The organism is Corynebacterium sp. CTNIH16, from assembly GCF_032821655.1.
Taxonomy (GTDB): Bacteria; Actinomycetota; Actinomycetes; order Mycobacteriales; family Mycobacteriaceae; genus Corynebacterium; species Corynebacterium marquesiae.
This window is the reverse complement of the sequence record NZ_JAVBIG010000002.1, coordinates 320,977-346,149: the sequence shown is the minus strand read 5'-3', so window position 1 is coordinate 346,149 and position 25,173 is coordinate 320,977. Positions and strand designations below refer to the sequence as shown.

At 59.1% G+C, this 25,173-nt stretch carries 22 protein-coding genes, 1 pseudogene and 1 riboswitch; of the genes and pseudogenes, 17 read left to right on the top strand and 6 right to left on the bottom strand.

All coding sequences use genetic code 11. From position 1 onward, the window contains the following. The 17 genes and pseudogenes from RAE04_RS03725 to RAE04_RS03640 form a co-directional block, all read left to right on the top strand. Positions 1–470 (top strand): IS3 family transposase (locus RAE04_RS03725; RefSeq protein WP_317026457.1); only part of this gene is annotated, 470 nt, incomplete at its 5' end. Between the two features lie 448 nt (positions 471–918). Continuing rightward, complete coding sequence (rplJ, locus tag RAE04_RS03720) at positions 919–1,440, top strand: 50S ribosomal protein L10 (protein WP_005322886.1); 522 nt, start codon at positions 919–921, stop codon at positions 1,438–1,440. Between the two features lie 88 nt (positions 1,441–1,528). Beyond that, on the top strand, positions 1,529–1,918 hold the full coding sequence (gene rplL / locus RAE04_RS03715; protein ID WP_005322882.1) for a 50S ribosomal protein L7/L12: 390 nt from the start codon (positions 1,529–1,531) through the stop codon (positions 1,916–1,918). Positions 1,919–2,061: 143 nt separating this feature from the next. Beyond that, positions 2,062–2,342, top strand: a pseudogene (locus tag RAE04_RS03710) (type II toxin-antitoxin system RelE/ParE family toxin). Positions 2,343–2,360: 18 nt separating this feature from the next. Then, the gene (locus RAE04_RS03700) at positions 2,361–2,648 is read left to right on the top strand and encodes a HigA family addiction module antitoxin (protein ID WP_308768356.1); all 288 of its coding nucleotides are present in this window, start codon (positions 2,361–2,363) and stop codon (positions 2,646–2,648) included. 69 nt (positions 2,649–2,717) lie between these two features. Then, entirely contained in the window at positions 2,718–3,734 is a 1,017-nt protein-coding gene (locus RAE04_RS03695) for a DUF3068 domain-containing protein (RefSeq protein WP_317026456.1), read from the top strand. A gap of 384 nt (positions 3,735–4,118) precedes the next feature. Beyond that, complete coding sequence (locus tag RAE04_RS03690) at positions 4,119–7,613, top strand: DNA-directed RNA polymerase subunit beta (RefSeq protein WP_239278141.1); 3,495 nt, start codon at positions 4,119–4,121, stop codon at positions 7,611–7,613. A gap of 107 nt (positions 7,614–7,720) precedes the next feature. Further along, entirely contained in the window at positions 7,721–11,716 is a 3,996-nt protein-coding gene (locus RAE04_RS03685; RefSeq protein ID WP_317026455.1) for a DNA-directed RNA polymerase subunit beta', read from the top strand. A gap of 170 nt (positions 11,717–11,886) precedes the next feature. Then, positions 11,887–12,019, top strand: a riboswitch (TPP riboswitch). Next, on the top strand, positions 12,009–12,623 hold the full coding sequence (locus RAE04_RS03680; RefSeq protein ID WP_294165755.1) for an ECF transporter S component: 615 nt from the start codon (positions 12,009–12,011) through the stop codon (positions 12,621–12,623). Its footprint overlaps the riboswitch before it by 11 nt. Positions 12,624–12,637: 14 nt before the next feature. Further along, complete coding sequence (locus RAE04_RS03675) at positions 12,638–14,065, top strand: ABC transporter ATP-binding protein (RefSeq protein WP_317026454.1); 1,428 nt, start codon at positions 12,638–12,640, stop codon at positions 14,063–14,065. Beyond that, positions 14,058–14,828: an energy-coupling factor transporter transmembrane component T gene (locus tag RAE04_RS03670; RefSeq protein WP_317026453.1), complete on the top strand. Its 771-nt coding sequence runs from the start codon at positions 14,058–14,060 to the stop codon at positions 14,826–14,828. The genes RAE04_RS03675 and RAE04_RS03670 overlap by 8 nt, the downstream gene beginning before the upstream one ends. Before the next feature lie 26 nt (positions 14,829–14,854). Further along, positions 14,855–15,406 carry a hypothetical protein gene (locus tag RAE04_RS03665; RefSeq protein ID WP_317026452.1) on the top strand — a complete coding sequence of 184 codons (552 nt, stop codon included), beginning with the start codon at positions 14,855–14,857 and terminating at the stop codon, positions 15,404–15,406. A 232-nt stretch (positions 15,407–15,638) separates the two neighbouring features. Next, positions 15,639–16,010, top strand: coding sequence for a 30S ribosomal protein S12 (gene rpsL / locus RAE04_RS03660; protein ID WP_238800416.1), 372 nt, complete (start codon positions 15,639–15,641; stop codon positions 16,008–16,010). A 6-nt stretch (positions 16,011–16,016) separates the two neighbouring features. After that, positions 16,017–16,484 (top strand): 30S ribosomal protein S7, encoded by a 468-nt coding sequence (gene rpsG / locus RAE04_RS03655; protein WP_005322865.1) that lies wholly within the window; start codon positions 16,017–16,019, stop codon positions 16,482–16,484. Between the two features lie 323 nt (positions 16,485–16,807). Then, the gene (fusA, locus tag RAE04_RS03650) at positions 16,808–18,937 is read left to right on the top strand and encodes an elongation factor G (RefSeq protein WP_317026451.1); all 2,130 of its coding nucleotides are present in this window, start codon (positions 16,808–16,810) and stop codon (positions 18,935–18,937) included. A gap of 393 nt (positions 18,938–19,330) precedes the next feature. Continuing rightward, positions 19,331–20,521 (top strand): elongation factor Tu, encoded by a 1,191-nt coding sequence (gene tuf / locus RAE04_RS03645; RefSeq protein ID WP_317026450.1) that lies wholly within the window; start codon positions 19,331–19,333, stop codon positions 20,519–20,521. A 173-nt stretch (positions 20,522–20,694) separates the two neighbouring features. Then, entirely contained in the window at positions 20,695–21,393 is a 699-nt protein-coding gene (locus RAE04_RS03640; protein ID WP_317026449.1) for a hypothetical protein, read from the top strand. On the opposite strand, the gene amaP is transcribed toward RAE04_RS03640, so the two are convergent. Genes amaP through RAE04_RS03610 form a run of 6 tightly spaced genes read right to left on the bottom strand, consistent with a single transcriptional unit; the run spans position 21,382 to position 24,503 of the window. After that, positions 21,382–21,957, bottom strand: a complete 576-nt coding sequence (gene amaP / locus RAE04_RS03635; RefSeq protein ID WP_239228626.1) for an alkaline shock response membrane anchor protein AmaP — start codon at positions 21,955–21,957, stop codon at positions 21,382–21,384. The two genes, RAE04_RS03640 and amaP, sit on opposite strands and share 12 nt — an antisense overlap. Beyond that, positions 21,950–22,516 carry a DUF6286 domain-containing protein gene (locus RAE04_RS03630; RefSeq protein WP_317026448.1) on the bottom strand — a complete coding sequence of 189 codons (567 nt, stop codon included), beginning with the start codon at positions 22,514–22,516 and terminating at the stop codon, positions 21,950–21,952. Before RAE04_RS03630 ends, amaP begins: the two co-directional genes overlap by 8 nt. Further along, positions 22,509–23,474, bottom strand: coding sequence for a lysophospholipase (locus tag RAE04_RS03625; protein WP_317026447.1), 966 nt, complete (start codon positions 23,472–23,474; stop codon positions 22,509–22,511). Before RAE04_RS03625 ends, RAE04_RS03630 begins: the two co-directional genes overlap by 8 nt. Next, positions 23,474–23,668 carry a hypothetical protein gene (locus tag RAE04_RS03620; RefSeq protein ID WP_005322852.1) on the bottom strand — a complete coding sequence of 65 codons (195 nt, stop codon included), beginning with the start codon at positions 23,666–23,668 and terminating at the stop codon, positions 23,474–23,476. The genes RAE04_RS03625 and RAE04_RS03620 overlap by 1 nt, the downstream gene beginning before the upstream one ends. 2 nt (positions 23,669–23,670) lie before the next feature. Next, entirely contained in the window at positions 23,671–24,018 is a 348-nt protein-coding gene (locus RAE04_RS03615; protein ID WP_049378862.1) for a hypothetical protein, read from the bottom strand. 5 nt (positions 24,019–24,023) lie between these two features. Next, complete coding sequence (locus RAE04_RS03610) at positions 24,024–24,503, bottom strand: Asp23/Gls24 family envelope stress response protein (RefSeq protein ID WP_317026446.1); 480 nt, start codon at positions 24,501–24,503, stop codon at positions 24,024–24,026. Positions 24,504–25,173 lie beyond the last annotated feature (670 nt).

Sequence of the window (25,173 nt, the reverse complement as noted above, 5' to 3'; positions counted from 1 at the left end):
TCACCGAGTTTAGGGTCGCAGGCCGAAAAGTGTATTTGTCACCAGTGATGGACTTGTTCGACCGCTCAATCGTCGCTCACACCGTAGCTACATCGCCGACGGCAGCGTTTACCGCCGAATCCTTGACTAAGGCGATTGCAGCCTGTGCGCCGAAGCCTGGGTGGATGATGCACACCGATCAAGGATTCCAGTACCAGCATTCCTCCTGGCGTAACCTGATCAGTGACAACGGTGGTGTCCAGTCAATGTCGCGAAAAGCCAACTGCTACGACAACGCAGTAATGGAGAACTTCTTCGGCCACTTGAAAACCGAGATGTACCACGGGGAAGTCTTCGACACCGTCGAGGACTTCAACCAAGCGATCGACGAGTACATCCAGTGGTACAACACCGAACGCATCCAACAACGACTCAAGGGCCTGACCCCGATGCACTATCGGAATCAGACCCTTGAACCCCTAACCACCTAGAATTAAACCAGTCCAACTTTTGGGGGCCAGTTCATGCCCTGGGAGGCCAGGGTTTCCTTGACGGTGGCATCGACCTCGCGCAGCGGCCTCGGACGCGCGGGAAAGGGCCTAGTTATCGTGCAGGCGCAGGTCATGGCGGCTATCCTACGCGGCGAAAACGGCGATTTGGAGAAACCGCGGGTGGGGAGGTAGTGTTTTCCTCGAAGTTTGAACGGCCACATCACGGCCGAGTCAAAGTTCACCGAAGACCGTTGGTCATCCATTTGGATCGAAGGTTCTCCATCCTAGGAGGCGGCCCACGCAGGAGACACTTTGCGATTATTCGCGGCATTCTCTTATGTCGCGCGCCCTGTGCTCTTGCACGGGGCTTTTGTTGTTTCGAGCAACCGAAGCGAGGAAGGCCCCGGCGGAATAATAAAAGAGATGTTTTGGAAGGAGGCGAGAGACAATGGCAAACCCAAAGAACACTGCAGACCTGGCAGAGCTGAAGGAGAAGCTGGCTGGCGCTAACTCTGTTGTATTGACCGAGTACCGCGGCCTGACCGTATCCCAGCTGCAAGAGCTGCGTAACGATCTGGGCTTTGACGTTGAATACTCCGTCGCCAAGAACACCCTTTTCAAGATCGCTGCCAAGGAAGCTGGCATCGAAGGTCTTGATGATTTGCTGACTGGCCCGACCGCAATTGCGTTCATCAAGGGCGAGGCAGTGGATGCTGCGAAGGTCATCACCAAGTTCGCTGATGACAACAAGGCACTCATCATCAAGGGTGGCTATATGGACGGCAACGCACTGTCTGCCGACCAGGTTGAGGCCATCGCCAAGCTGGATAACCGCGAGACCACCCTCGCAAAGCTGGCTGGCGCTATGAAGGGTTCTATGGCGAAGGCTGCCGCTCTCTTCAACGCTCCTGCAACCAAGGCTGTACGCACCGTCGCAGCCTTGCAGGACAAGAAGGAAGCAGAAGCTTAAGTCGTCACAAAAGACGCACAATTACAACACCGTGTGCGCCGCATAAATCACGCGCAGCGCACACACAACACAGAAAGGACTTGCCATCATGGCTAAGCTCACCAAGGACGAGCTCATTGAAGCTTTCAAGGAAATGACCCTCATCGAACTGTCCGAGTTCGTTAAGGAATTTGAAGAGGTATTCGACGTTGAGGCTGCTGCTCCGGTTGCTGCTGTCGCAGCTGGCGCTCCGGCTGAGGGCGGCGCTGGTGCCGCTGAGGAGAAGACCGAGTTCGACGTCGTTCTGACCGACGCTGGCGCTAAGAAGATTGGCGTTATTAAGGCTGTCCGCGAGATCGTCTCCGGCCTGGGCCTGAAGGAAGCTAAGGAAATGGTCGAGGGTGCTCCTAAGGCTATCCTCGAGGGCGCTTCCAAGGACGACGCTGAGGCTGCTAAGACCAAGCTGGAAGAGGCTGGCGCTTCCGTCGAGCTCAAGTAATTTCACTGAGCTTTACGCTTTCAAACCCCCACTCTTACCGCCGCGTGCGGTGGGAGCTGGGGGTTTCCTCGTTTTGTGTTTGCGAGCGCAGTGCGTGGAGTGCAGCAATGGTCAATAGTGTCAAAGTATGACACTATGGCATTGTGGCGTTCAGGAGGGGTAGCTTAGAGCGCTTTCACACAGATGGTAAGGCGCCAAAGTACGTGCCCCCTGAACTGCGAAGAATACTGCGCCGCAGACTCATCATGATTGACCGAGCAGCCTCTCTTGCCGATTTGAGGATTCCACCAGCGAATCACCTAGAGAGGCTGAAAGGGCAGTGGGACGGATTTTTTCCATCCGCGTTAACGCGCAGTGGAGAGTAGTCTTCCGGTGGACAGGAAAAGGAGCTGTGGACGTTGACTTCATCGATTATCACAAATAAGGGGGAAAATCCTCGGATATCGTCCCCGTTCCACACCCTGGGGAGGTCCTGCGCGAGGAGTTTCTGGAACCGCTCGGACTTAGTCAATACCGCTTAGCAAGGGATATTTTTAGCTCCAAATCCCAAATTTCCAAGCTGGTCCGTGGGCGCATTGGGATTAGTGCGGAAATGGCGCTTCGTCTTTCTGCCTATTTTGGCAATTCGGCAGAGTTCTGGCTGGGATTGCAGGAAGAGTTTGATCTTTGGTGCGCGCGCCAAACCATGGATACGAGCAGCATCGTTGCTTGGAATAAGCACACAGCTTAAAAATCAATCCGGCGTAGCGGGGCCTGTAGAAACAAGGAATCTCCGCTACGGGCTGTAGAATTAGCCCCCATGCTGCCCAAGTCCCGCATTTTTTCCGTCCTGCTCCTAGGCCTCGGCGTCGCGCTCATCGCCGCCGGTATTGTGGCGCCGGCGTTTTTGGATTACTCCCCGCGGCTGCCGTTGAACCTGAAAAACAGTACGTGGACACTGCACGATGATTCTGCGGATTCGCAGCAGCTGTCCAAGGACGGCACACAGCCGTATTCGGGCCCCATGACCTACCAGATCAACATGGATATCCAAGAGCCCTCGGACGAGGAGAAGGCCACCTTGCGCATTGGCGAAACCCGCATGCGTGGCGACGGTGAGGGCCTCAATGACCTAAGCCAGGCCCAGGTGTGGAGCTACCCGGTGGACCGCTTGAGTGGTGAGGCTCTGGGGGAGGCGTCGCTTAGCCATACGCTTGCTACGCCTTCGGACAAAGTAACGGTGGATGGCTACTGGCTTAAGTTCCCGGCTGATGCGGAAAAGACCAACTACCCGGTCTTTGACCCGACCCTGCGCAAGGCCGTCGATGCCGTCTTTGAAGAAGAGACCACGATGGATGGGCGCACGGTCTACCGCTATCACCAGGAAATCGAACCGATTAACGTGGCGCAGCTTTATGCGGCCGATGGCAATACCACCAGCCTGCCCAAGGAAGGCGGCGGCGAGGAGCAAGGCTACCTGACCCACTCCGGTAGCCGCGACTTCTACGTGGATCAGGAGACTGGCCTGGTGGTGGGCATGGATATGGATATCGATGATTACTACGCGGACCGCGAGGGCGTGGGCCGCGAGCGCGCTTTCGTCTTTAATGGTTCCACCTCCGCTGAAGATCAACAGGAACTGCTGAAGGAAGCCAAGGAATTCCCGCGCGACCGCGTGGCGGAAATCATCCGCTGGGTGATCATCGGTGTGGGTGCGCTTCTGACGTTGCTGGGAATCATTGGTGCACTCGGCCTATTTGGCGGCAAGAACAAACACGCCCGCTCGCGCCATAACCGCGGACGTGTCGGCGGCAATGCGGTTCCAGCCAGCCGCTAAAAGCCCAGTTAATAGACTAATTCGCCACCAGGTTTGCGGTGTGGCGAGAATTTAGTGGTAGGGTGCTCGGTGGTTGTCGCGCACAGTGGTGCGGCATGGACGCGTTAGCGCCGCGGCGAGCACGAGCTTGCCCCCTAGCGCGGTAGCGACACGCCCCAAGAGTGGTGTGTCTTTACATGGCAGGTCTTTTCCTATAAGCTGTTTCGTTGCGCTGGAATCTGGATCTTCGGTGCACATTTAGCCTTTCAGGCCGGTGATGGCAAAACCGACTTGACAAGGTGATTTTGTGCATTCTGAACCCAGACACTCCACAGCAGACCGAATGCTAGAATTACCAGCGGTTTTGCGGCTCGTCGGCCAGGGCGAGCAGGCAATCCGCGTGAGGTGCTGGAAGGACCCATCTTGGCAGTCTCCCGCCAGACCAAGTCAGTGGCCAATATCCCCGGAGCCCCGAAGCGATACTCGTTTGCAAAAATCAGCGAGCCTATCGCCCTGCCGGGTCTCCTTGACGTACAACTTGATTCCTTTGCTTGGCTCGTCGGCTCGCCAGAATGGCGCGAGCGCGAGCAGGCTGAGCGCGGCGATGACGCCCGCGTGACGAGCGGCCTCGAGGACATCCTCGAAGAGCTCTCGCCGATTGAGGACTACTCAGGCAATATGTCCCTGTCCTTGTCGGAGCCGCGCTTTGAACCGGTGAAGAACACCGTGGATGAGTGCAAGGAAAAGGACATCAACTACTCCGCGCCGCTGTACGTGACCGCAGAGTTTATTAATAACGACACCCAAGAGATTAAGTCGCAGACCGTCTTCATCGGCGATTTCCCGATCATGACGGATATGGGCACGTTCATCGTGAACGGCACCGAGCGCGTCGTCGTCTCTCAGCTGGTGCGCTCCCCGGGCGTCTACTTCGATCGCTCGATCGATAAGTCCACCGAGCGCCCGCTGCACTCCGTGAAGGTTATTCCTTCTCGCGGTGCATGGTTGGAGTTCGACGTCGACAAGCGCGACACCGTTGGCGTGCGCATTGACCGCAAGCGCCGCCAACCGGTAACCGTGCTGCTTAAGGCACTGGGCTGGAGCGAGGAGCAGATCAGGGATCGCTTCGGCTTCTCCGAGCTCATGATGTCCACCCTGGAGTCTGACGGTGTAGCGAACACCGATGAGGCACTGCTGGAGATTTACCGCAAGCAGCGCCCAGGCGAGCAGCCCACCCGCGAGCTGGCTCAGTCCTTGCTGGATAACTCCTTCTTCCGTGCAAAGCGTTACGACCTGGCTAAGGTCGGCCGCTACAAGGTCAACCGCAAGCTGGGGCTCGGCGGCGACCACGATGGTCTGATGACCCTGACCGAGGAAGACATTGCCGTCACCCTCGAGTACCTGGTCCGCCTGCACGTAGGCGAGCGCGAGATGAAGGCACCGAACGGTGAGATGATCTCCCTGCACACGGATGACATCGACCACTTTGGTAACCGTCGCCTGCGCACCGTGGGTGAGCTCATCCAGAACCAGGTTCGCGTCGGCCTGTCCCGCATGGAGCGCGTTGTGCGCGAGCGCATGACCACCCAGGACGCGGAGTCCATCACTCCGACCTCCCTGATTAACGTGCGCCCGGTCTCTGCTGCTATCCGCGAGTTCTTCGGTACCTCGCAGCTGTCTCAGTTCATGGACCACAACAACTCGCTGTCCGGCCTGACCCACAAGCGCCGCCTGTCCGCGCTGGGCCCGGGCGGCCTGTCTCGTGAGCGCGCCGGCATTGAGGTGCGAGACGTTCACGCTTCTCACTACGGCCGTATGTGCCCGATTGAGACCCCTGAGGGCCCGAACATTGGCCTGATTGGTGCGCTGGCGTCCTACGCCCGCGTGAATGCTTTCGGCTTCATTGAGACCCCGTACCGCAAGGTTGTGGACGGCAAGATCACCGACCAGGTGGAGTACCTGACCGCCGATGAAGAGGACCGCTTCGCTATTGCTCAGGCCGAGGTCGAGCAGGACGCAGAGGGCAACCTCACCGGCGAGCGTATTGAGGTTCGCCTGAAGGACGGCGATATCGGACTTACCGATGCCTCCGGTGTGGACTACGTCGACGTCTCCCCGCGCCAGATGGTTTCCGTGGGTACGGCCATGATTCCGTTCTTGGAGCACGACGATGCTAACCGTGCTCTGATGGGTGCGAACATGCAGAAGCAGGCCGTGCCGCTGGTTCGCTCCGAGGCCCCACTGGTGGGTACTGGTATGGAGCAGCGCGCTGCTTACGACGCTGGCGACGTTGTTATCACCCCGAAGGCCGGTGTGGTCGAAAACGTCACCGCTGATGTCATCACCATCATGGATGATGAAGGCCAGCGCGATACCTACATCCTGCGTAAGTTCGAGCGCACCAACCAGGGCACCAACTACAACCAGACCCCGCTGGTTTCCATGGGCGAGCGCGTAGAGGCCGGCCAGGTTCTGGCCGATGGCCCGGGTACCCACAATGGTGAGATGTCCCTCGGCCGCAACCTGCTGGTTGCCTTCATGCCGTGGGAAGGCCACAACTACGAGGACGCCATCATCCTCAACCAGCGCATCGTGGAAGAGGACATCCTGACCTCCGTCCACATCGAGGAGCACGAGATCGATGCCCGCGATACCAAGCTGGGCGCCGAGGAAATCACCCGCGAGATCCCGAACGTCTCCGAGGACGTCTTGAGCGACCTGGATGAGCGCGGCATTATCCGCATCGGTGCCGACGTCCGCGCCGGCGATATCCTGGTGGGTAAGGTCACCCCGAAGGGTGAGACCGAGCTGACCCCGGAGGAGCGCCTGCTGCGCGCGATCTTCGGCGAGAAGGCCCGCGAGGTTCGCGATACCTCCATGAAGGTGCCGCACGGTGAGGTGGGCAAGGTCATTGGCGTTGCTCGCTTCTCCCGCGAGGATGATGACGATCTGGCCCCTGGCGTCAACGAGATGATTCGCGTCTACGTGGCCCAGAAGCGCAAGATCCAGGACGGCGATAAGATGGCCGGCCGCCACGGCAACAAGGGCGTTGTGGGCAAGATTCTGCCGCCAGAGGATATGCCGTTCATGGAGGACGGCACCCCGGTCGACATCCTCCTGAACACCCACGGTGTGCCACGTCGTATGAACATCGGCCAGGTTCTGGAAGTTCACCTGGGCTGGTTGGCACATGCCGGCTGGAAGGTTGATACCGAGGATCCGAAGAACGCCGAGCTGCTCAAGACCCTGCCGGAAGAGCTCTATGACGTTCCTGCGAATTCCTTGACCGCCACCCCGGTCTTCGATGGTGCTACCAACCACGAGATCGAGCGCCTGCTGGCTTCCTCCCGTCCGAACCGCGACGGCGATGTGCTGGTGGATGAGCATGGCAAGGCCACGCTTTTCGACGGCCGCTCGGGCGAACCGTACAAGTACCCGATCTCTGTCGGCTACATGTACATGCTCAAGCTGCACCACTTGGTCGATGAGAAGATTCACGCCCGCTCCACTGGTCCTTACTCCATGATTACCCAGCAGCCGCTGGGTGGTAAGGCCCAGTTCGGTGGCCAGCGCTTCGGTGAGATGGAGGTGTGGGCAATGCAGGCATACGGCGCTGCCTACACCCTGCAGGAGCTGCTGACCATCAAGTCCGATGACGTCGTCGGCCGCGTGAAGGTCTACGAAGCCATTGTTAAGGGCGACAATATTCCAGATCCGGGCATCCCTGAGTCCTTCAAGGTGTTGCTCAAGGAGCTGCAGTCCCTGTGCCTGAACGTGGAAGTTCTCTCCACCGACGGCACGCCGATGGAGCTGTCTGGCTCTGATGACGATGACATGGATAGCCCATCGCTTGGCATTAACCTGTCCCGCGATGAGGGTTCTTCCGCTGACATCGCCTAGTTAGTTTCTTGGTCCACCGCGGGGAAAATTCCCGCGGCAGGGCATAAACGTTTCATTCATAGAAAGCCATCAATTCCTCGACAACGAGGATGAAAGGGAGACATTACGTGTTTGACGTAAATCTCTTCGACGAGCTCCGCATCGGTCTGGCCACCGCAGACGATATTCGTCGCTGGTCCAAGGGCGAGGTCAAAAAGCCCGAGACCATTAACTACCGCACCCTGAAGCCGGAGAAGGACGGCCTCTTCTGCGAGCGCATCTTCGGCCCCACCCGTGACTGGGAGTGCGCTTGTGGCAAGTACAAGCGCGTCCGCTACAAGGGCATCATCTGTGAGCGCTGTGGCGTTGAGGTGACCAAGTCCAAGGTTCGCCGTGAGCGCATGGGTCACATTGAGCTGGCCGCTCCGGTAACCCACATCTGGTACTTCAAGGGCGTTCCTTCCCGCCTGGGCTACCTGCTGGACCTGGCTCCGAAGGATCTCGAGCGCATCATTTACTTCGCAGCCAATATCATCACCTCCGTGGATGAAGAGGCTCGCCACAACGATCAGTCCACCCTGGAAGCAGAAATGCTTCTGGAGAAGAAGGACGTTGAGGACGATACCGAGTCCGAGATCGCCGAGCGCGCCTCCAAGCTGGAGTCTGACCTGGCTGAGCTGGAAGCAGCCGGTGCCAAGGCAGATGCCCGCAAGAAGGTACAAAACGCTGCCGATAAGGAGATGCAGCACATCCGCGAGCGCGGCGAGCGGGAGATCGCCCGCTTGGATGAAATCTGGAACACCTTCATCAAGCTGGCTCCGAAGCAGATGATCATTGATGAGACCATCTACGAAGAGCTGGTTGACCGCTACGAGGATTACTTCACCGGCGGCATGGGTGCAGAAGCCATCCAGACCCTGGTCCGCAACTTCGACCTCGAGGCTGAGGCCGAGGAACTGCGCGAGATCATCAACAATGGCAAGGGCCAGAAGAAGATGCGTGCTCTGAAGCGCCTGAAGGTTGTTGCTGCCTTCCTGCGCTCCGGCAACGATCCGGCCGGCATGGTGCTGGATGCCATCCCGGTTATCCCGCCAGAGCTGCGCCCGATGGTGCAGCTGGACGGTGGTCGCTTTGCTACCTCTGACCTGAATGACCTCTACCGCCGCGTTATCAACCGCAATAACCGATTGAAGCGCATGATCGATCTGGGTGCGCCAGAGATCATCGTGAATAACGAGAAGCGCATGCTGCAGGAGTCTGTGGACGCGCTCTTCGATAACGGCCGCCGCGGCCGTCCGGTTACCGGTCCGGGCAACCGTCCGTTGAAGTCCCTGTCTGACTTGCTCAAGGGCAAGCAGGGCCGCTTCCGCCAGAACCTGCTGGGTAAGCGCGTGGACTACTCTGGCCGTTCCGTTATTATCGTTGGTCCGCAGCTGAAGCTGCACGAGTGTGGTCTGCCGAAGCTCATGGCGCTCGAGCTATTCAAGCCGTTCGTTATGAAGCGCTTGGTGGAAAACGACTATGCCCAGAACATCAAGTCCGCCAAGCGCATGGTTGAGCGCCAGCGCTCAGAGGTGTGGGACGTTCTGGAGCAGGCCATTTCTGAGCACCCAGTGATGCTCAACCGTGCACCTACGCTGCACCGCCTGGGTATTCAGGCCTTCGAGCCGAAGCTGGTTGAGGGTAAGGCTATTCAGCTGCACCCGCTGGCTTGTGAGGCGTTCAACGCCGACTTCGACGGCGACCAGATGGCAGTCCACCTGCCGCTGTCCGCTGAGGCACAGGCTGAGGCCCGCGTTTTGATGCTGGCGTCCAACAACATTCTGTCCCCGGCATCCGGTAAGCCGCTGGCTATGCCACGTCTGGACATGGTTACCGGCCTGTACTACCTGACCATGGACAAGTCCGAGGATGAGATCGGTGGCAACGGCCGCTACCACGAGGCAGAAGAGGACAAGCCGGCTACCGGCGTCTTCTCCTCCTACGCCGAGGCTCTCATGGCCTATGACCGCGGCACCGTTGGCCTGCAGGCTCCGATCAAGGTCCGCATCGATCACCTTCGCCCGCCGAAGGAGATCGAGGAAGAGCAGTTCCCAGATGGCTGGTCCAAGGGCCAGGCATGGATGGGCTACACCACCATTGGCCGCGTCATGTTCAACGAGCTGCTGCCATGGAACTACCCGTACCTCGAGGGCATCATGGTCCGCAAGGGCGGCGGCTCCGGCAATAAGGTTCTCATCGGTGACGTGGTCAATGACTTGGCCAATAAATACCCGATGATCACCGTGGCTCAGGTGCTGGACAACATGAAGGATGCCGGCTTCTACTGGGCAACCCGTTCCGGCGTGACCATCACCATGTCTGATGTTCTGGTTCTGCCGAATAAGACCGAGATCCTCGAGTCTTATGAGAAGGAAGCAGAACGCATCGAGCGCAAGTACTGGGAGCAGGGCGCTCTGACCGAGCGCGAGCGCTACGACCGCCTGGTTGAGCTGTGGAAGGACGCTACCGATACCGTCGGTGAGGCCGTCGAGAACATGTACCCGGATCACAACCCGATTCCGATGATTGTGAAGTCTGGTGCGGCCGGTAACATGCGTCAGATCTGGACGCTGGCTGGTATGAAGGGCATGGTTGTGAACTCGCACGGTGATTACATCACCCGTCCGATTAAGACCTCCTTCCGCGAAGGCCTGTCCGTGCTGGAGTACTTCAATAACTCCCACGGTTCCCGTAAGGGTCTGGCCGATACCGCACTGCGTACGGCTGACTCCGGCTACCTCACCCGTCGTCTGGTGGACGTGGCCCAGGACGTCATCGTCCGCGAAGAAGACTGTGGCACCCGCCAGGGCGTGCGCGTCCCAATCGGCGAGGAGTCTGGCGATAAGGTTGTTCTCTCCGAGCTGTGGGAGACCTCCGCATCCGGCCGTGTGCTGGCTACCGATGTCAAGGGCGAAGACGGCGAGGTTGTGGCCGAGGCCGGCTCCGACCTCACCGAAGAGCTCACCCAGAAGCTGCTTGACGCTAAGGTTACTGAGGTCAAGGTTCGCTCCGTGCTGACCTGCCAGACCCCGGCTGGCGTATGTGCCAAGTGTTACGGCAAGTCCATGGCTTCCGGCCAGCTCGTCGATATCGGCGAGGCTGTCGGCATTGTGGCTGCACAGTCCATTGGTGAGCCGGGTACCCAGCTGACCATGCGTACGTTCCACCAGGGTGGTGTCGGTGGCGATATTACCGGCGGTCTGCCGCGTGTTCAGGAGCTCTTCGAGGCCCGTAACCCGAAGAACCGCGCTCCTATCGCCTCCGTTGACGGCACCGTTTCCCTGTCCGATGAGGGCAACTTCTGGACCTTGACCATCACCCCGGATGACGGCTCTGATGACGTGGTCTATGAGAAGCTCTCCAAGCGTCAGGGCCTGGCTCAGGTCCGTCGTCCAATGGAGTCCAACCCGGATGCCATGATCGAGCGTTCCCTTAAGGACGGCGACCATGTTGAGACTGGTGACCGTCTGATGCGTGGTGCGGCTGACCCGCACGACGTGCTCGAGGTTCTCGGCCGCCGTGGCGTGGAGCAGCACCTCATCAATGAGGTGCAGGCTGTGTACCGTACCCAGGGTGTGGCTATCCACGATAAGCACATCGAGATCATCATCCGCCAGATGCTGCGCCGCGGCACCGTCATCGATGCGGGTACCACGGACTTGCTGCCGGGTAACCTTATCGACCTCTCTGAGGCTAAGCAGCTCAATGCTGCCCAGGTCGCAGAAGGCGGCGAACCGGCTCAGCTGCGCTCGGAGATTATGGGTATTACCAAGGCTTCCTTGGCTACCGAGTCCTGGCTGTCCGCTGCATCCTTCCAGGAGACCACTCGCGTGCTTACCGACGCCGCTATTAACAAGCGCTCCGATAAGCTCATCGGCCTCAAGGAGAACGTCATCATCGGTAAGCTCATCCCGGCCGGTACCGGTATCTCCCGCTACCGCAATATCTCCGTCAAGCCGACCGAAGCTGCGCGCAACGCCGCATACTCGATTCCGACTTACGGCGATTCCATCTACGGCGATGACGGCTTCGGTGAATTCACCGGCGCTTCCGTCCCGCTGGATGAGGACTTCACCTTCTAACGTGCAGATCAATTTGCGTTAACGCGGGATATAAATGGCCCCGCCTTCCTGAACGATAGGAAGGCGGGGCTGTTTCGATGTCTAGGGAGCACCGCTAGACTGCTTTGCTAGTATGAATGCAGCTTTTGGCCAGATACCTTTAAAGGAGTGCGGCCTAAGTCATTGAAAATTGCACACTTCACGGGTGCTTGCGCGCTGCTCTGTTTTGCAGCTGTGTCGGGCTGAGATGCCACAGAAGTTGTGGCGAACCGTTGAACCTGATCCGGATAATGCCGGCGAGAGGGAGGAAATTATGACTACCAATACACGTGCGTCTGCTGCTCCGAAGCGCAGCCTGAACTGGCGCGTGGTCGATATTGTGGTGGCGTCTGTTCTAGGCGTGGCTTGTGGCTTTGTGTTCTTGGGGTGGAATGCAGTGGGCTATGCCTGGTTTGAGGCCATGGACGCTGTGACTCCAGGCCTCGGCGGTATCGCTACGGGCATTTGGCTTCTTGGTGGAGTGCTGGGCGGCCTGATTATTCGCAAGCCGGGGGCGGCCATCTATGTTGAGGTCCTAGCGGCAACTGTTTCTGCGGTGCTGGGCTCCCAGTGGGGCATTAGCACCCTGTACTCGGGCTTGGCCCAGGGCATTGGCGTGGAAATCATCCTGGCCATCTTCCTGTACCGCAAGTTTGGCCTAGGAGTATCCATTCTGGCCGGCATGGCAGCTGGCTGGGGTGCGTTCATCTTGGAGCTGTTTACCTCCGGCAACCTGGCTCGTTCCTTCGAGTTCAAGCTCATCTACTTTGTGACTCTGAACATCTCCGGCGCTATCTTGGCCGGTGCGCTGGGTTTCTTCGTGGTGAAAGCCCTGGCTAAAACCGGTGCCCTGGATCGCTTTGCCGCAGGCCGTGAACAGCGCGCTTAGGGCGTGTTGTGTCCGTGTCTGATTGTGCATCATTGGCGGGAAACGCCACCAAGATAACGGCCCGAGGATTCGGCTGGACTCATGCCGGGCGCAGCGAACCGGCGCTATCCGATATTGACCTGATCATCGAGCCAGGAGAACGCGTGCTTTTATGCGGCGACTCTGGATCGGGTAAGTCTACCTTCCTTGCGGCGATGGCCGGAGTGCTGGGTTCCGATGAGGAAGGAACCCGCACTGGTGAAATTCTCTTGGAAGATTCCACCGGCATGGCGGAGGAGCCCGGACGTACCATCCCAGTGGGGCTGGTGCTTCAGGATCCGGACTCGCAAGTGATCTCCGCGCGTGTTGGCGATGACATTGCTTTCGGCTGCGAGAACCTGGCGTATCCGCGCGAGGAAATCTGGCGCCGCGTGGCCGCAGCCAAGGAACTGGTTGGGCCTTTCGTGGATCTGGATTTTCCCACCGAGCGGCTCTCCGGTGGGCAGAAGCAGCGCTTGGCGCTCGCCGGCGTCATCGCTATGGGGGCGGGCGTGGTACTGCTCGATGAACCCACGGCCAACCTTGACCCTACCGGCGCACGCGATGTGGTGCGCGCCGTGGCTAGGTTGGTGGAAGAAACCGGCGCGACGCTCGTGGTGGTAGAGCACCAGCACGCGGCGTGGGACGGTGTGCTCGACCGCGCAGTGGAGCTGGACTGCGGGCGCATCGTGGCCGATACTTCCTTCGCGGAGGTGGCTAAGCGCCGCCAGGTCGCCGGCCTGCCGCAGGCGCGCCGCCTTGGCGAGGCCGAGCTTGCGCAGCGCGAAGCCGCGCTGTGGAGCACCGACCTCGTCACGCGCTATGGTCCGCCGCGCACGATTGCGCTGCCGGCGGGAGCCTCGACGGTCATTACCGGGCCGAATGGAGCGGGTAAGTCCACCTGGTTGATGACCATGGCCGGGTTGCTGCCGGCTGAATCAGGTGAGATTGGGGTGGCCGATTTCGTGCGTCGCGGGGTCAAAGGGTCACCGCTGCGCTGGAAATCGCGCGAGCTGGCGGACCGCATAGGCTTTGTCTTCCAGAATCCGGAGCACCAATTCGTCGCCCGTACGGTGGCCGAAGAGCTGCGCGTTGCGCCCAAGGTAATGCGCGTGGACCCGCCGGAAGAAAGGATCGCGCAGCTGGTGGAATCACTGCGGCTGCAGCATCTCTTAGACGCTAACCCGTTCACGCTCTCTGGCGGCGAGAAACGACGCCTGTCTGTGGCTACTGCCTTGGTGACCGCGCCGTCGGTGTTGCTGTTGGATGAGCCCACCTTTGGTCAAGACCCCCAAACTTTTGTGGAGCTGGTGCGCTTGCTGCGGCAATTGGCAGATGACGGAACCACTATCGCCTCTATCACCCATGACCCGCTTTTCATCCAGGCCTTGGGGGACCACCGAGTGGAGGTGCCCGGTGCCTAATCTTTTGCGCGGGGCTAACCCGCTTAGCCGCATCATTTTGATGTTTATCTGGGTTACCCCACTATTGGGATCTATTGACTGGGTCTCGGCCGCGGTATCGTTGGCGCTTACCCTGATCCTCGCGCCGCTGTGCGGGGTGTCATGGGTGCGGCTTTTTAAGGCCGGTTGGTTCCTCTTTCTCATTGCGCCGATTTCTGGCATCTCGATGCTGCTATATGGCGAGCCTGGTGGCACGCAGTACTTCAGCTGGTGGCTCATCGCGGTAACACAGAACTCGCTGACCCTCGCGATTGCTATTACGCTGCGTGTGTTTGCCGTGGCCCTACCCATGGTGGTCCTGGCTCGCGATATTGATCCGACGGAGTTGGGCGATGCGCTCTCGCAGATCCTGAAGCTACCCTCGCGGTTTGTCATTGGTGCGGTCGCCGGTGTGCGCATGATGACGCTTTTCCAATCTGACTGGCAGTCGCTGGGGATGGCGCGCAGGGCGAGGGGACTGACGGACGTCGGCAAGCTGAAGCATCTGCTCACCATGTCTTTTGGTCTATTGGTCATCGCGCTGCGCCGCGGTGGCAAGTTGGCCACGGCAATGGAGGCGCGCGGATTTGGGCGCACCCCGCCCGGAGGAGGGGTAAGGACATGGGCGCGCGAGTCGCGTCTGCATGCCCGTGATGGGTGGATTATGGCCCTAGGTACTGTCTTTGCTTTCGTACCGGTGGTAGTTTCGGTACTCACTGGGGCCTGGAGATTCTTCGGCCTATAAACCGCGAAAGCAGTGATTGAGCGACCATGGACTTTGATAGCCAACAAGAGCGCCTTTTAGAGGACATCGTCACGCTGGCGGCAGCTAGAAAGCGTGCCTTCAAGCCGGTAACCGTGCTTATTGACGGCCCCTCGGGCGCCGGCAAAACCTGGACCTCCGCCGCACTGGCCGAGCGCACCAACTGGCGGGTAGTGCATCTCGATGAGTTTTACCCCGGCTGGCATGGCCTGGATAAGGGCTCGGATATGGTGGCCGAGCAGGTATTGCGCACCATGAACCCCGGCTACTGGCGCTGGGATTGGGAAGCAGGCGCCCCAGGGGACTGGGCCAGCTTGGATGTGCGCGATGACCTCATCGTGGAGGGCGTGGGCTCGGTAACTGCCGCCAATATTGCCGCGGCCAAGGAGAGGGGAGCGGTAGTAAGCGTGCTTATCGACGGCCCCCGGGACCAACGCCGCGAACGCGCTATCGCCCGCGAGCCTGGCTACGAGCCGTGGTTTGAAACATGGGAGGAGCAGGAAAAGGACTACTTTGCCACCAAGGCCGCCGAGGCGGACCTGGTCTGGGAATGGTCCTAGCAGGAGGAAGGCGCCGATCGCGTTTTGTATAGAGCGCGGTCGGTTTGCTACTCTAAACCTCAGTTCACTATGCGTGCCGTGTCGGCACGCGGTGAAGAGTCTGATCCTTAACAAGGCACTGGCCTTGGAAAGAGTTCTGGACATGCGGCAGCGCCCCGGGAAAGAGCGCCAATTTTTGCATGTTTGGTTCCTTTCTTTTGGCTTCGGTGCGATTCGACAGAAAGACTGTTAAATGCCAACTATTCAGCAGCTGGTCCGCAAGGGCCGCCACAGCAAGCGTTCTGAGGTGTCTACCGCTGCGCTGAAGGGTTCCCCGCAGCGTCGCGGTGTGTGCACCCGCGTGTACACCACCACTCCTAAGAAGCCGAACTCCGCACTGCGTAAGGTTGCTCGTGTTCGCCTGACCACCGGTATTGAGGTTTCCGCCTACATTCCGGGCGAGGGCCACAACCTGCAGGAGCACTCCATGGTCCTCGTTCGCGGCGGCCGTGTGAAGGACCTTCCTGGTGTTCGTTACAAGATCATCCGCGGCGCTCTGGATACCCAGGGTGTCAAGGACCGTAAGCAGGCACGTTCCCGTTACGGCGCAAAGAAGGGACAGTAATAAACAATGCGTAAGAATGCTGCTCCGAAGCGTCCTGTAGTCAAGGACCCGGTATACAACTCCGAGCAGGTCACCATGCTCGTCAACAAGATCCTCCAGGACGGCAAGAAGTCCACCGCAGAGCGCATCGTCTACGGCGCTCTCGAGGCTTGCCGCGAGAAGACCGGTACCGATCCGGTTGGCACCCTGGAGAAGGCCCTGGGCAATATCCGCCCAGACCTCGAGGTTCGCTCCCGCCGTGTCGGTGGCGCAACCTACCAGGTGCCGGTTGAGGTTCGCCCTGACCGCGCTAACACCCTGGCACTGCGCTGGATGGTGACCTTCACCCGCCAGCGTCGCGAGAACTCCATGATTGAGCGTCTCGCAAACGAGATCCTGGATGCCTCCAACGGCCTCGGCGCTTCCGTTAAGCGTCGTGAGGATACTCACAAGATGGCAGAGGCCAACCGCGCCTTCGCCCACTACCGCTGGTAATTTCAGCACCCACATCAATGGCCCAAGCAACGAGAAACAAGTTTCGCGCTGGCTGTCGGCAGTTTTCCCGCCGCGGCAACACAAAACTCCATATCTCTTGCTTGGGCCATTTTTTGCCCTAATGGGTGTGATCTCTGGACGGTATACCTGCCCAGTCCAGCGGCATCGTGGAGTGTCCAGTACACTGAAGCGATGGAAGTCTAGGGGCAGGCTGCTCCGAGGACGGCCAAATAGTGGCAAAAATATACATGACCTTATCCATGCAGGCGTCATAGCCAGAAACCTGGTCACGGCGTCGACGACTATTAAGTTGGGGTATAAACGTGGCACAAGAAGTGCTTAAGGACCTGAACAAGGTCCGCAACATCGGCATCATGGCCCACATCGATGCTGGTAAGACGACCACCACCGAGCGTATTCTCTTCTACACCGGTATCAACCGTAAGGTGGGCGAGACCCACGACGGTGCTTCCACCACTGACTGGATGGCACAGGAGAAGGAACGCGGCATCACCATTACCTCCGCTGCCGTGACCTGCTTCTGGAACAACAACCAGATCAACATCATTGACACCCCGGGTCACGTTGACTTCACCGTTGAGGTTGAGCGTTCCCTGCGTGTCCTTGATGGCGCCGTCGCAGTCTTCGACGGTAAGGAAGGTGTGGAGCCGCAGTCCGAGCAGGTGTGGCGTCAGGCTGCTAAGTACGATGTTCCGCGTATCTGCTTCGTTAACAAGATGGACAAGCTGGGCGCAGACTTCTACTACACCGTCTCCACCATTGAGGACCGCTTGGGCGCTAAGCCGCTGGTAATGCAGCTGCCTATTGGTGCTGAAGATGACTTCGACGGCATCGTTGATCTGCTGAACATGCAGGCACTGACCTGGCGCGGCAAGGTCGAGACCGGTGCAGAGCCTGTTGTAGAAGATATCCCTGAGGACCTCAAGGACAAGGCTGCAGAGTACCGCGAGAAGCTGGTCGAGACCGTTGCTGAGTCCGACGAAGAGCTCATGGAGAAGTACTTCGGCGGCGAGGAGCTGACCATTGACGAGCTCAAGGCCGGCATCCGTAAGCTGACCATCAACTCCGAGATTTACCCGGTTTACTGCGGTACCGCTTACCGTAACAAGGGCGTGCAGCCGCTGCTGGACGCTGTTGTTGACTTCCTGCCTAACCCGCTGGACGTTGGCGAGGTTATCGGCCACGAGGTCGGCAACGAGGACAACCAGCTCACCCGTAAGCCTTCCGTGGAGTCTTCCTTCTCCGCACTGTCCTTCAAGATTGCAGCTCACCCGTTCTTCGGCCAGCTGAACTTCATCCGCGTGTACTCCGGCCAGGTCACCCCGGGTACCGAGGTTATGAACTCCACCAAGGGCAAGAAGGAGCGCATCGGTAAGCTCTTCCAGATGCACGCCAACAAGGAGAACCCTGTTGAGCAGGCAGACGCCGGCAACATCTACGCAGTTGTTGGCCTGAAGGAGACCACCACCGGTGACACCCTGTGTGACAAGGATGACCAGATCATCCTCGAGTCCATGGACTTCCCGGATCCGGTTATCAAGGTATCCATCGAGCCGAAGACCAAGGCTGACCAGGAGAAGCTGGGTAACGCAATTCAGAAGCTTGCTGCTGAGGACCCAACCTTCACCGTTGAACTGGATGAAGAGACCGGCCAGACCGTTATCGGCGGCATGGGCGAGCTTCACCTCGACGTTCTGGTTGACCGCATGAAGCGCGAGTTCAAGGTTGAGGCAAACATCGGTAACCCGCAGGTTGCATACCGTGAGACCATCCGCAAGAAGGTTGAGTCCATGGAATACACCCACAAGAAGCAGACCGGTGGTTCCGGCCAGTTCGCAAAGGTTATCTGCACCATCGAGCCGTACAACCCGGACCCAGAGACCCTGGAAGAGGGCGAGTCCGCAACCTACGCATTCGAGAATGCCGTTACCGGTGGCCGCGTTCCGAAGGAATACATTCCTTCCGTCGACGCTGGTATCCAGGACGCTATGCAGTACGGCTACCTGGCAGGCTTCCCGATGGTTAACATCAAGGCCACCCTGGAAGACGGCCAGTACCACGACGTCGACTCCTCCGAGATGGCCTTCAAGCTGGCCGGCTCCCAGGTCTTCAAGGAAGCAATGGCCAAGGCTAAGCCGGTTCTGCTCGAGCCGATGATGGCCGTTGAGGTTGTCACCCCTGAGGAATACATGGGTACCGTAAACGGTGACATCTCCTCCCGCCGTGGCCAGGTCTTCGCTATGGAAGACCGCTCCGGTGCGAAGGTCGTTAAGGCTAAAGTGCCGCTGTCCGAGATGTTCGGTTACATCGGTGACCTGCGTTCTTCCACCGCAGGCCGCGCAAACTTCACCATGGTCTTCGATTCCTACGCAGAGGTGCCTTCCTCCGTGGCACAGGAGATCATCGAGGAGCGCACCGGCGCCGCTAACTAAGCATTAGCCCCCGTCTCCTCCGCGGTTTAGTCGGGCTGGTAATCTTCGCCAGTAGATGCCAGACCCGCCGCGGGGCGGGACAACTGGGCCAGGGTAGCGGCGGGCTGAGTTTGCAGCTTAGGCATCTAAGTTGTGAATTGAGCCGGCCGTTACCCTCCCAGGATCCTTTTAAAAAGATTCTTGTCGAGGGAAATGGCCGCGATTTTTCGCGGGGTTACCTCCTATAACGGCGGTTTGAAAAATCCGCGACATAAATCTAGGATCGTGTAACTGGCACGTAAAGAAAGCGTCATTAGCGCTTTGCCCCACATACTGTGGGTCGGGTGCCAATGACAACTGTCAACCACGTGGCTGCGAAGGTCGTAGCCACCATATAGTCCAGGAGGACATACAGTGGCAAAGGAGAAGTTCGAGCGTACGAAGCCGCATGTGAACATCGGCACCATCGGACACGTCGACCACGGCAAGACCACCACCACCGCAGCGATCACCAAGGTTCTGGCTGACCAGTACCCTGAGGAGAACGAGGCATTCGCGTTCGACATGATCGACAAGGCTCCTGAGGAGAAGGAGCGCGGTATTACCATCAACATCTCCCACGTTGAGTACTCCACCCCGAAGCGCCACTACGCACACGTTGACGCTCCGGGCCACGCCGACTACATCAAGAACATGATTACCGGCGCTGCTCAGATGGATGGCGCTATCCTGGTTGTTGCTGCAACCGATGGCCCGATGCCGCAGACCCGTGAGCACGTTCTGCTTGCTCGCCAGGTTGGCGTTCCTTACATCCTCGTTGCGCTGAACAAGTGCGACATGGTTGATGATGAGGAAATCATCGAGCTCGTTGAGATGGAGATCCGTGAGCTGCTCGCAGAGCAGGACTACGATGAGGAAGCTCCTATCACCCACATTTCCGCTTTGAAGGCTCTTGAGGGCGATGACAAGTGGGTACAGTCCGTTGTTGACCTGATGGAAGCTTGCGACAACTCCATCCCGGATCCGCAGCGCGCTACCGACCAGCCGTTCCTGATGCCTATCGAGGACATCTTCACCATTACCGGCCGCGGTACCGTTGTTACCGGCCGTGTTGAGCGTGGCCGTCTGGAAGTCAACGAGGACGTTGAGATCATCGGTATCCAGGACAAGTCCCAGAACACCACCGTTACCGGTATTGAGATGTTCCGCAAGATGATGGACTACACCGAGGCTGGCGACAACTGTGGTCTGCTTCTGCGTGGTACCAAGCGTGAGGACGTTGAACGTGGCCAGGTTGTTATCAAGCCGGGCGCTTACACCCCGCACACCAAGTTCGAGGGTTCCGTCTACGTCCTGAAGAAGGACGAGGGCGGCCGCCACACCCCGTTCATGAACAACTACCGTCCGCAGTTCTACTTCCGTACCACGGACGTTACTGGTGTTGTTCACCTGCCAGAGGGCACCGAGATGGTTATGCCTGGCGACAACGTTGAGATGTCCGTTGAGCTCATCCAGCCGGTCGCTATGGACGAGGGCCTGCGCTTCGCTATCCGCGAGGGCTCCCGCACCGTCGGCGCTGGCCGCGTTACCAAGGTTATCGAGTAATCGATACCCCGTAACCGCTCAGTAGAGCTTTAAAGAGTCCGCTCCACCTTCGGGTGGGGCGGATTTTTTGATCTATATTTAATGCGCGGCCCATAGGGTGTTTCTGCCGTCCGTACGATTCTGCTGGGCTGCGATGGGCCCAAGAGCCGTGGACCGGTATAGTCTGTAGGGATATGGACGACCCCACCCGCATCGAGCCCACTCTTGAGTCCCTCCGCCGCGCCTGGGAGGGCCAGCCTAACCTCAGCCTTCCCACCTTCTTTGCCATGCTTGCCAATCAAGGCATCGGCTGGGGCGCCACCGACGACGAACTCGTTGCGGAATTGGAGCGCCAGGCGGGCGTGCATCCGCCCTTGCTTCCCTTGGAGGGCGGCCGCATTGCGGCGGGGGAATGGCTTGTGCTTGCCGATGCCCCCACCTACCGCATCACCGCCACCCCCAACCACATCATCGTGCGCTGCCCGGATACCCAGCCCGTGGTGTGGGCCTATGAGTCTATTCGCTCTACGGGTCCTGGCCGCCCATTTACCATTCGGGATACCGAGGGCTTTGAACACCGCTTTGGCGTGGTCTCTAGTCTTATGCGGCTAAGCGCTGAGTGCCCAGACCTTAATGGCCTGAAGCGGCAGGATTTGGGTGATTTCGTGTTCATCCTTCGCTTCGCAGCGGCCATCGGTGTGCTCGATCATGGGCTGCACCTATTTGCCAAAGAAAACCGGCGCGTAACTCGCCAGGACTACTCTTGGCAGCGCATAGAAAAATGCCGCCCCGGCGAGGACCTGGAAATGATCCTCGGGGGCGGCGAGTCGGCCCGCCTTGGGCCTGTTCAGGAAATCTTGGTGGCGGAGACTCCTAACCCGTTATTCGGATAGGTCCTTCATCGGACCTACCTTGCTGAACTGCAGCTTGTAAATGGTGTCCAAATCGGCGTCTGGAAACGCTGCGCGAAAATCGCGCTCATTGGTTTCAACGGCGCCAGTAAGGCGCTCCACCGGGGTGTCCGGATTCGCCGTCACCGTGTACTGCAGCGTGGGCCGCGCGCGGTCATAAGCCACGAGGCGCTCTACATGGTCCACGCCCTTGACTCCATCCAAATCTTGGGCCACGGCACCGGCGATAGCGTTCATCGACGTCGTGATAGAGCCCTTGTCATTGGAAGAAGCGGACTCCACGTTATTGAAGCGGCGGTGGCGCAGGTTGGCCACCACAATCCACAGCCCCAGAATAAGTAGCAGTGCGGAGCCACCGGCCAGGGCCCATACCCACCAGTCATTGTCCGCCAAGCTCTTCCACGTATCGTGGTCCACCCACAGGGCTAAGTACTTGGCAAATTCCACGTTGAAGTGGATCAAGATGGGCCACACGCCCAAAGCGATGAGGATGATTCCCAGCAGGCCTAGCAGGATGCGGTCAAAGGTAGCAAGTTTTCTAGACATTGTTATCCAACTCCGGGATCTTCTCTACAACCACGGTGACCTGCGGCGGGTTCTTGAGGTGAGCCAGGCAGCGCGTAACCGCCGTCTCCACCCGGCTCTGCAGCTCCGCATCGTCCGTATCGCCATTGACGGTGACCTTGGCAGTCTTACTATCCGCGGAGGTCTGCGCCGAGGCCACGCCCGGAACGCGGCGAGCAGTGGCCGAAGAGAGGCGGGCGATATCCACCGGTCGCATCCACATGGACGCGGTATCGGAGGCGAGTTGCATGTGCGTGGTGCGGCGGGTCTTCATTGCCGCGAAGAGGAAAATCAGGCCTAAGACAATGGAGGCAACGCCGGCCCAGATCATCCAGGTCTGCAGCTCTTCATTAGCAATGAGATTAAGTACTGGCTGTACCCAGGACTGGGCATCGGAGCCGGAGCCCACCAGCCACGTCTCGCGCACGCCGACGACGCCCGCGGCGAGCAGTAAGAGCCCAAGGATTACGGCCCAAGTACGCGCCGCCGGAGACGCCTTCGGCTGCTGCCCAAAGTGTGCAGGCATGTGCTGATCAGCCATTATTGCCTCCTTGTGGGCGATACGGGTTAATGGAAATGGCGCGCAAGGGCTCGGGCCGTGGCACATCGACGTGCAACGGCCGGGGATTTGCCGGCGTGACCTCAATGCGCTTGAGCGGTTGTGGCCGCGGGGCCTTTACCGTGCGCGCAGGGGCAGACTTGGGGGCCTCGACGCGGCGCGGAGTCCACTCGTGGCGAATCTCAATCTCGCGCAGCGGCTGCGGCCGAGGAGTTGCTACCTGAACCTTTCGTGCCAGCGGACGAACCTGCCCACTAGGGATCAACCTGGCTGGGCGAGGTGCAGCCACGCTGTGCACGCGAACCGGCTTGGGTTCCCTAATCGACCGCACCGTGTGGTCGCTTGGGGACGTCACCTCACGCAGCTGGTGGTCTGGGAGGTCAGCGGAAATGTTGCGTACCTCAGTCTCGCGCGGGATATCCACGGACTGCACGGCGACGCCGGCGGCCGGCGCAGCGATGGTGCGCACCGGTGCCTCCTGTGGTGTGGCAATGCTGCGTACATTCACCGACTCAGCGGTGACCGGCTGCCATACCGGCGAGGGCGTGATGCGTGGCGCGACGGCAGCAGCGACCTGGCGCTGCTCCACCTCTGCGGCAGTCACTCGATTGCCCGGAACGGAACCGCCGACGGTGACATTGACGCGCGTTGTGGAATAACCGGTGTGTGCCGCGATGGCCTCAGAGATGGCGGCACGAGTATGTTCCGCCACCGTGGTGACCGGCGAAGGCCACACCACGCCAATGGTGGCGTTGACGGCCGCTACCTCGCGCTCCGAGTCCATTTGGACCGAGACCCGTGGAAAACCGCGGCCGCCGATGCCCGCTAGCTTGGCCTCTATAGCCTTGGTGCCGGGCACGCTAGCAATCGCGGCGGTAACGATGCGTTCCATGGTCCGCAGCGAGATACGCGTGTGGCCCTGAGTGGAACTATCTGTCATTAACCTTGGCCTTTCTCCTTACCAATGAGGCCATTCCACACAGAAGTGAGATCGATACGGCCATCAAAGTGTGCTCCCACAATGCCGCCGATTGCGGCAAGGAGTACGGCGAGCAAGGTAGGACCCCAGCCTAGGTACAAAAAGAAGGCAAGAATAAGGCCGGAAATGATGCCCAAAGTGGTGTAATTCTTCATATCTATTCCTTCGATGGAGCAGCGGATAAGCCATCTACGGCGTCAGAAAACTCAACGTCAATGCGCTGCAGTTCGGGACAAGCCCCACGGGCGGCGGACCGAATATCTTCTGCCAAGGCATACAGATCCGGCGCGGCGCTGATATCAACGCGAATGTTGATCTGCAGGTGGCGATCATCGCGCGGGTCGGGTCGCCGCATGCCGACGATGCGTTCGCCCGGTAGGTACAAACTCACCGAACCGAACGAACCGCCGTCGAGCGCGGCGACACCGCGTACCTTCTGGACTGCCTCTGCAATAGCGCGGGCGTGGCTTACCTCGAGCTCAAAACGTGCTCGGGGCTCAGGCATTGGGCTTAAGCCTGACCCTGGTTCAAAGCAGCCTGGTCCTCAGCCTCGGACTCTTCTTTCGGCAGCTTAACGTCGTGAACAACAACGTTGACGCGCTCGACGCTCAGGCCGGTCATGCGCTCTACCGCATTCATGATGTTGCGGCGGATGGCCTCGGCGAGCTCGTGGATGGCCACGCCGTACTCAGCAGTGATGGCAATCTCGATGCGAGCGGTACCGTCCGCTACCTCTACGTCCACACCCTGGCGGACGTCCTCAGAAGCACCGAAGGACTCGCGGATATTGCCGATCATGCGGGCTCCGCCGCCACCCAGGGAATCCACGCCGGAAACCTCGCGGGCAGCGATGCCGGCAATCTTGGACACCACGACATCATCGATGGTGGTGGTGCCGTACTGGGTCTCCAGGTTGTTATTGACCTCGCGCTCCTCGGAAGCAGGAACCTGGTTGTCAGAGTTTTGTGCAGGGGTCTTGTTTTCAGACATGGGCGAGTGAGCCTTTCTCTATAGGGTGATGCATGAACACGATTTTCAACTATCTAGGCAGGACAAAGAGTCCACAGCCACTGCCTCCGAGCTTAGATACTTCTCGGCTGAGTGTGGGGTGCGAGGCAACAAAATTTTCCAAAACGTGATTTTTGGCACGGTTTAATAGGCGGCTTGAAAAACCGCAGCCCAACATGCTTAAATACAAAGGTTGCTTTAACAGGGCAGCGAGAACCGAGGTTCGGTGATGGCGGCGGACGTCGCCAAGCGTGAGCCTCGTGGAGACGCTGAGCTGGTAAAGCGAACATGACACCTTCGTTGTCGCCATGTTTCAGGGAAACCTAAAGCATTGACTGGAAGGTCATCCAATCGGGCTAGGTCCGCGTTAGAGCAGTGACACCCCGAGAAGATGGACCGGAGAAGGGGCATGGCAAATAAACAGCGGCAGTAGACGAATTGGACACTCACCACGTGTAATGCGTGAAAACCGTCCTCTTCACAATACTTTGACTACGGGTCTTGTACCCCGTCGAGAGTACTGCGTTCTGGCACTTGCCATGTACCGCAACTCTTGGTCGTCATGACAGTCAGACCACTGGCGTTGTGTCAGGCCCCAAGCCCGGACAACGTTATAGAGAAATCGAGAAGCAATTTCCCACCGCTTCACGCC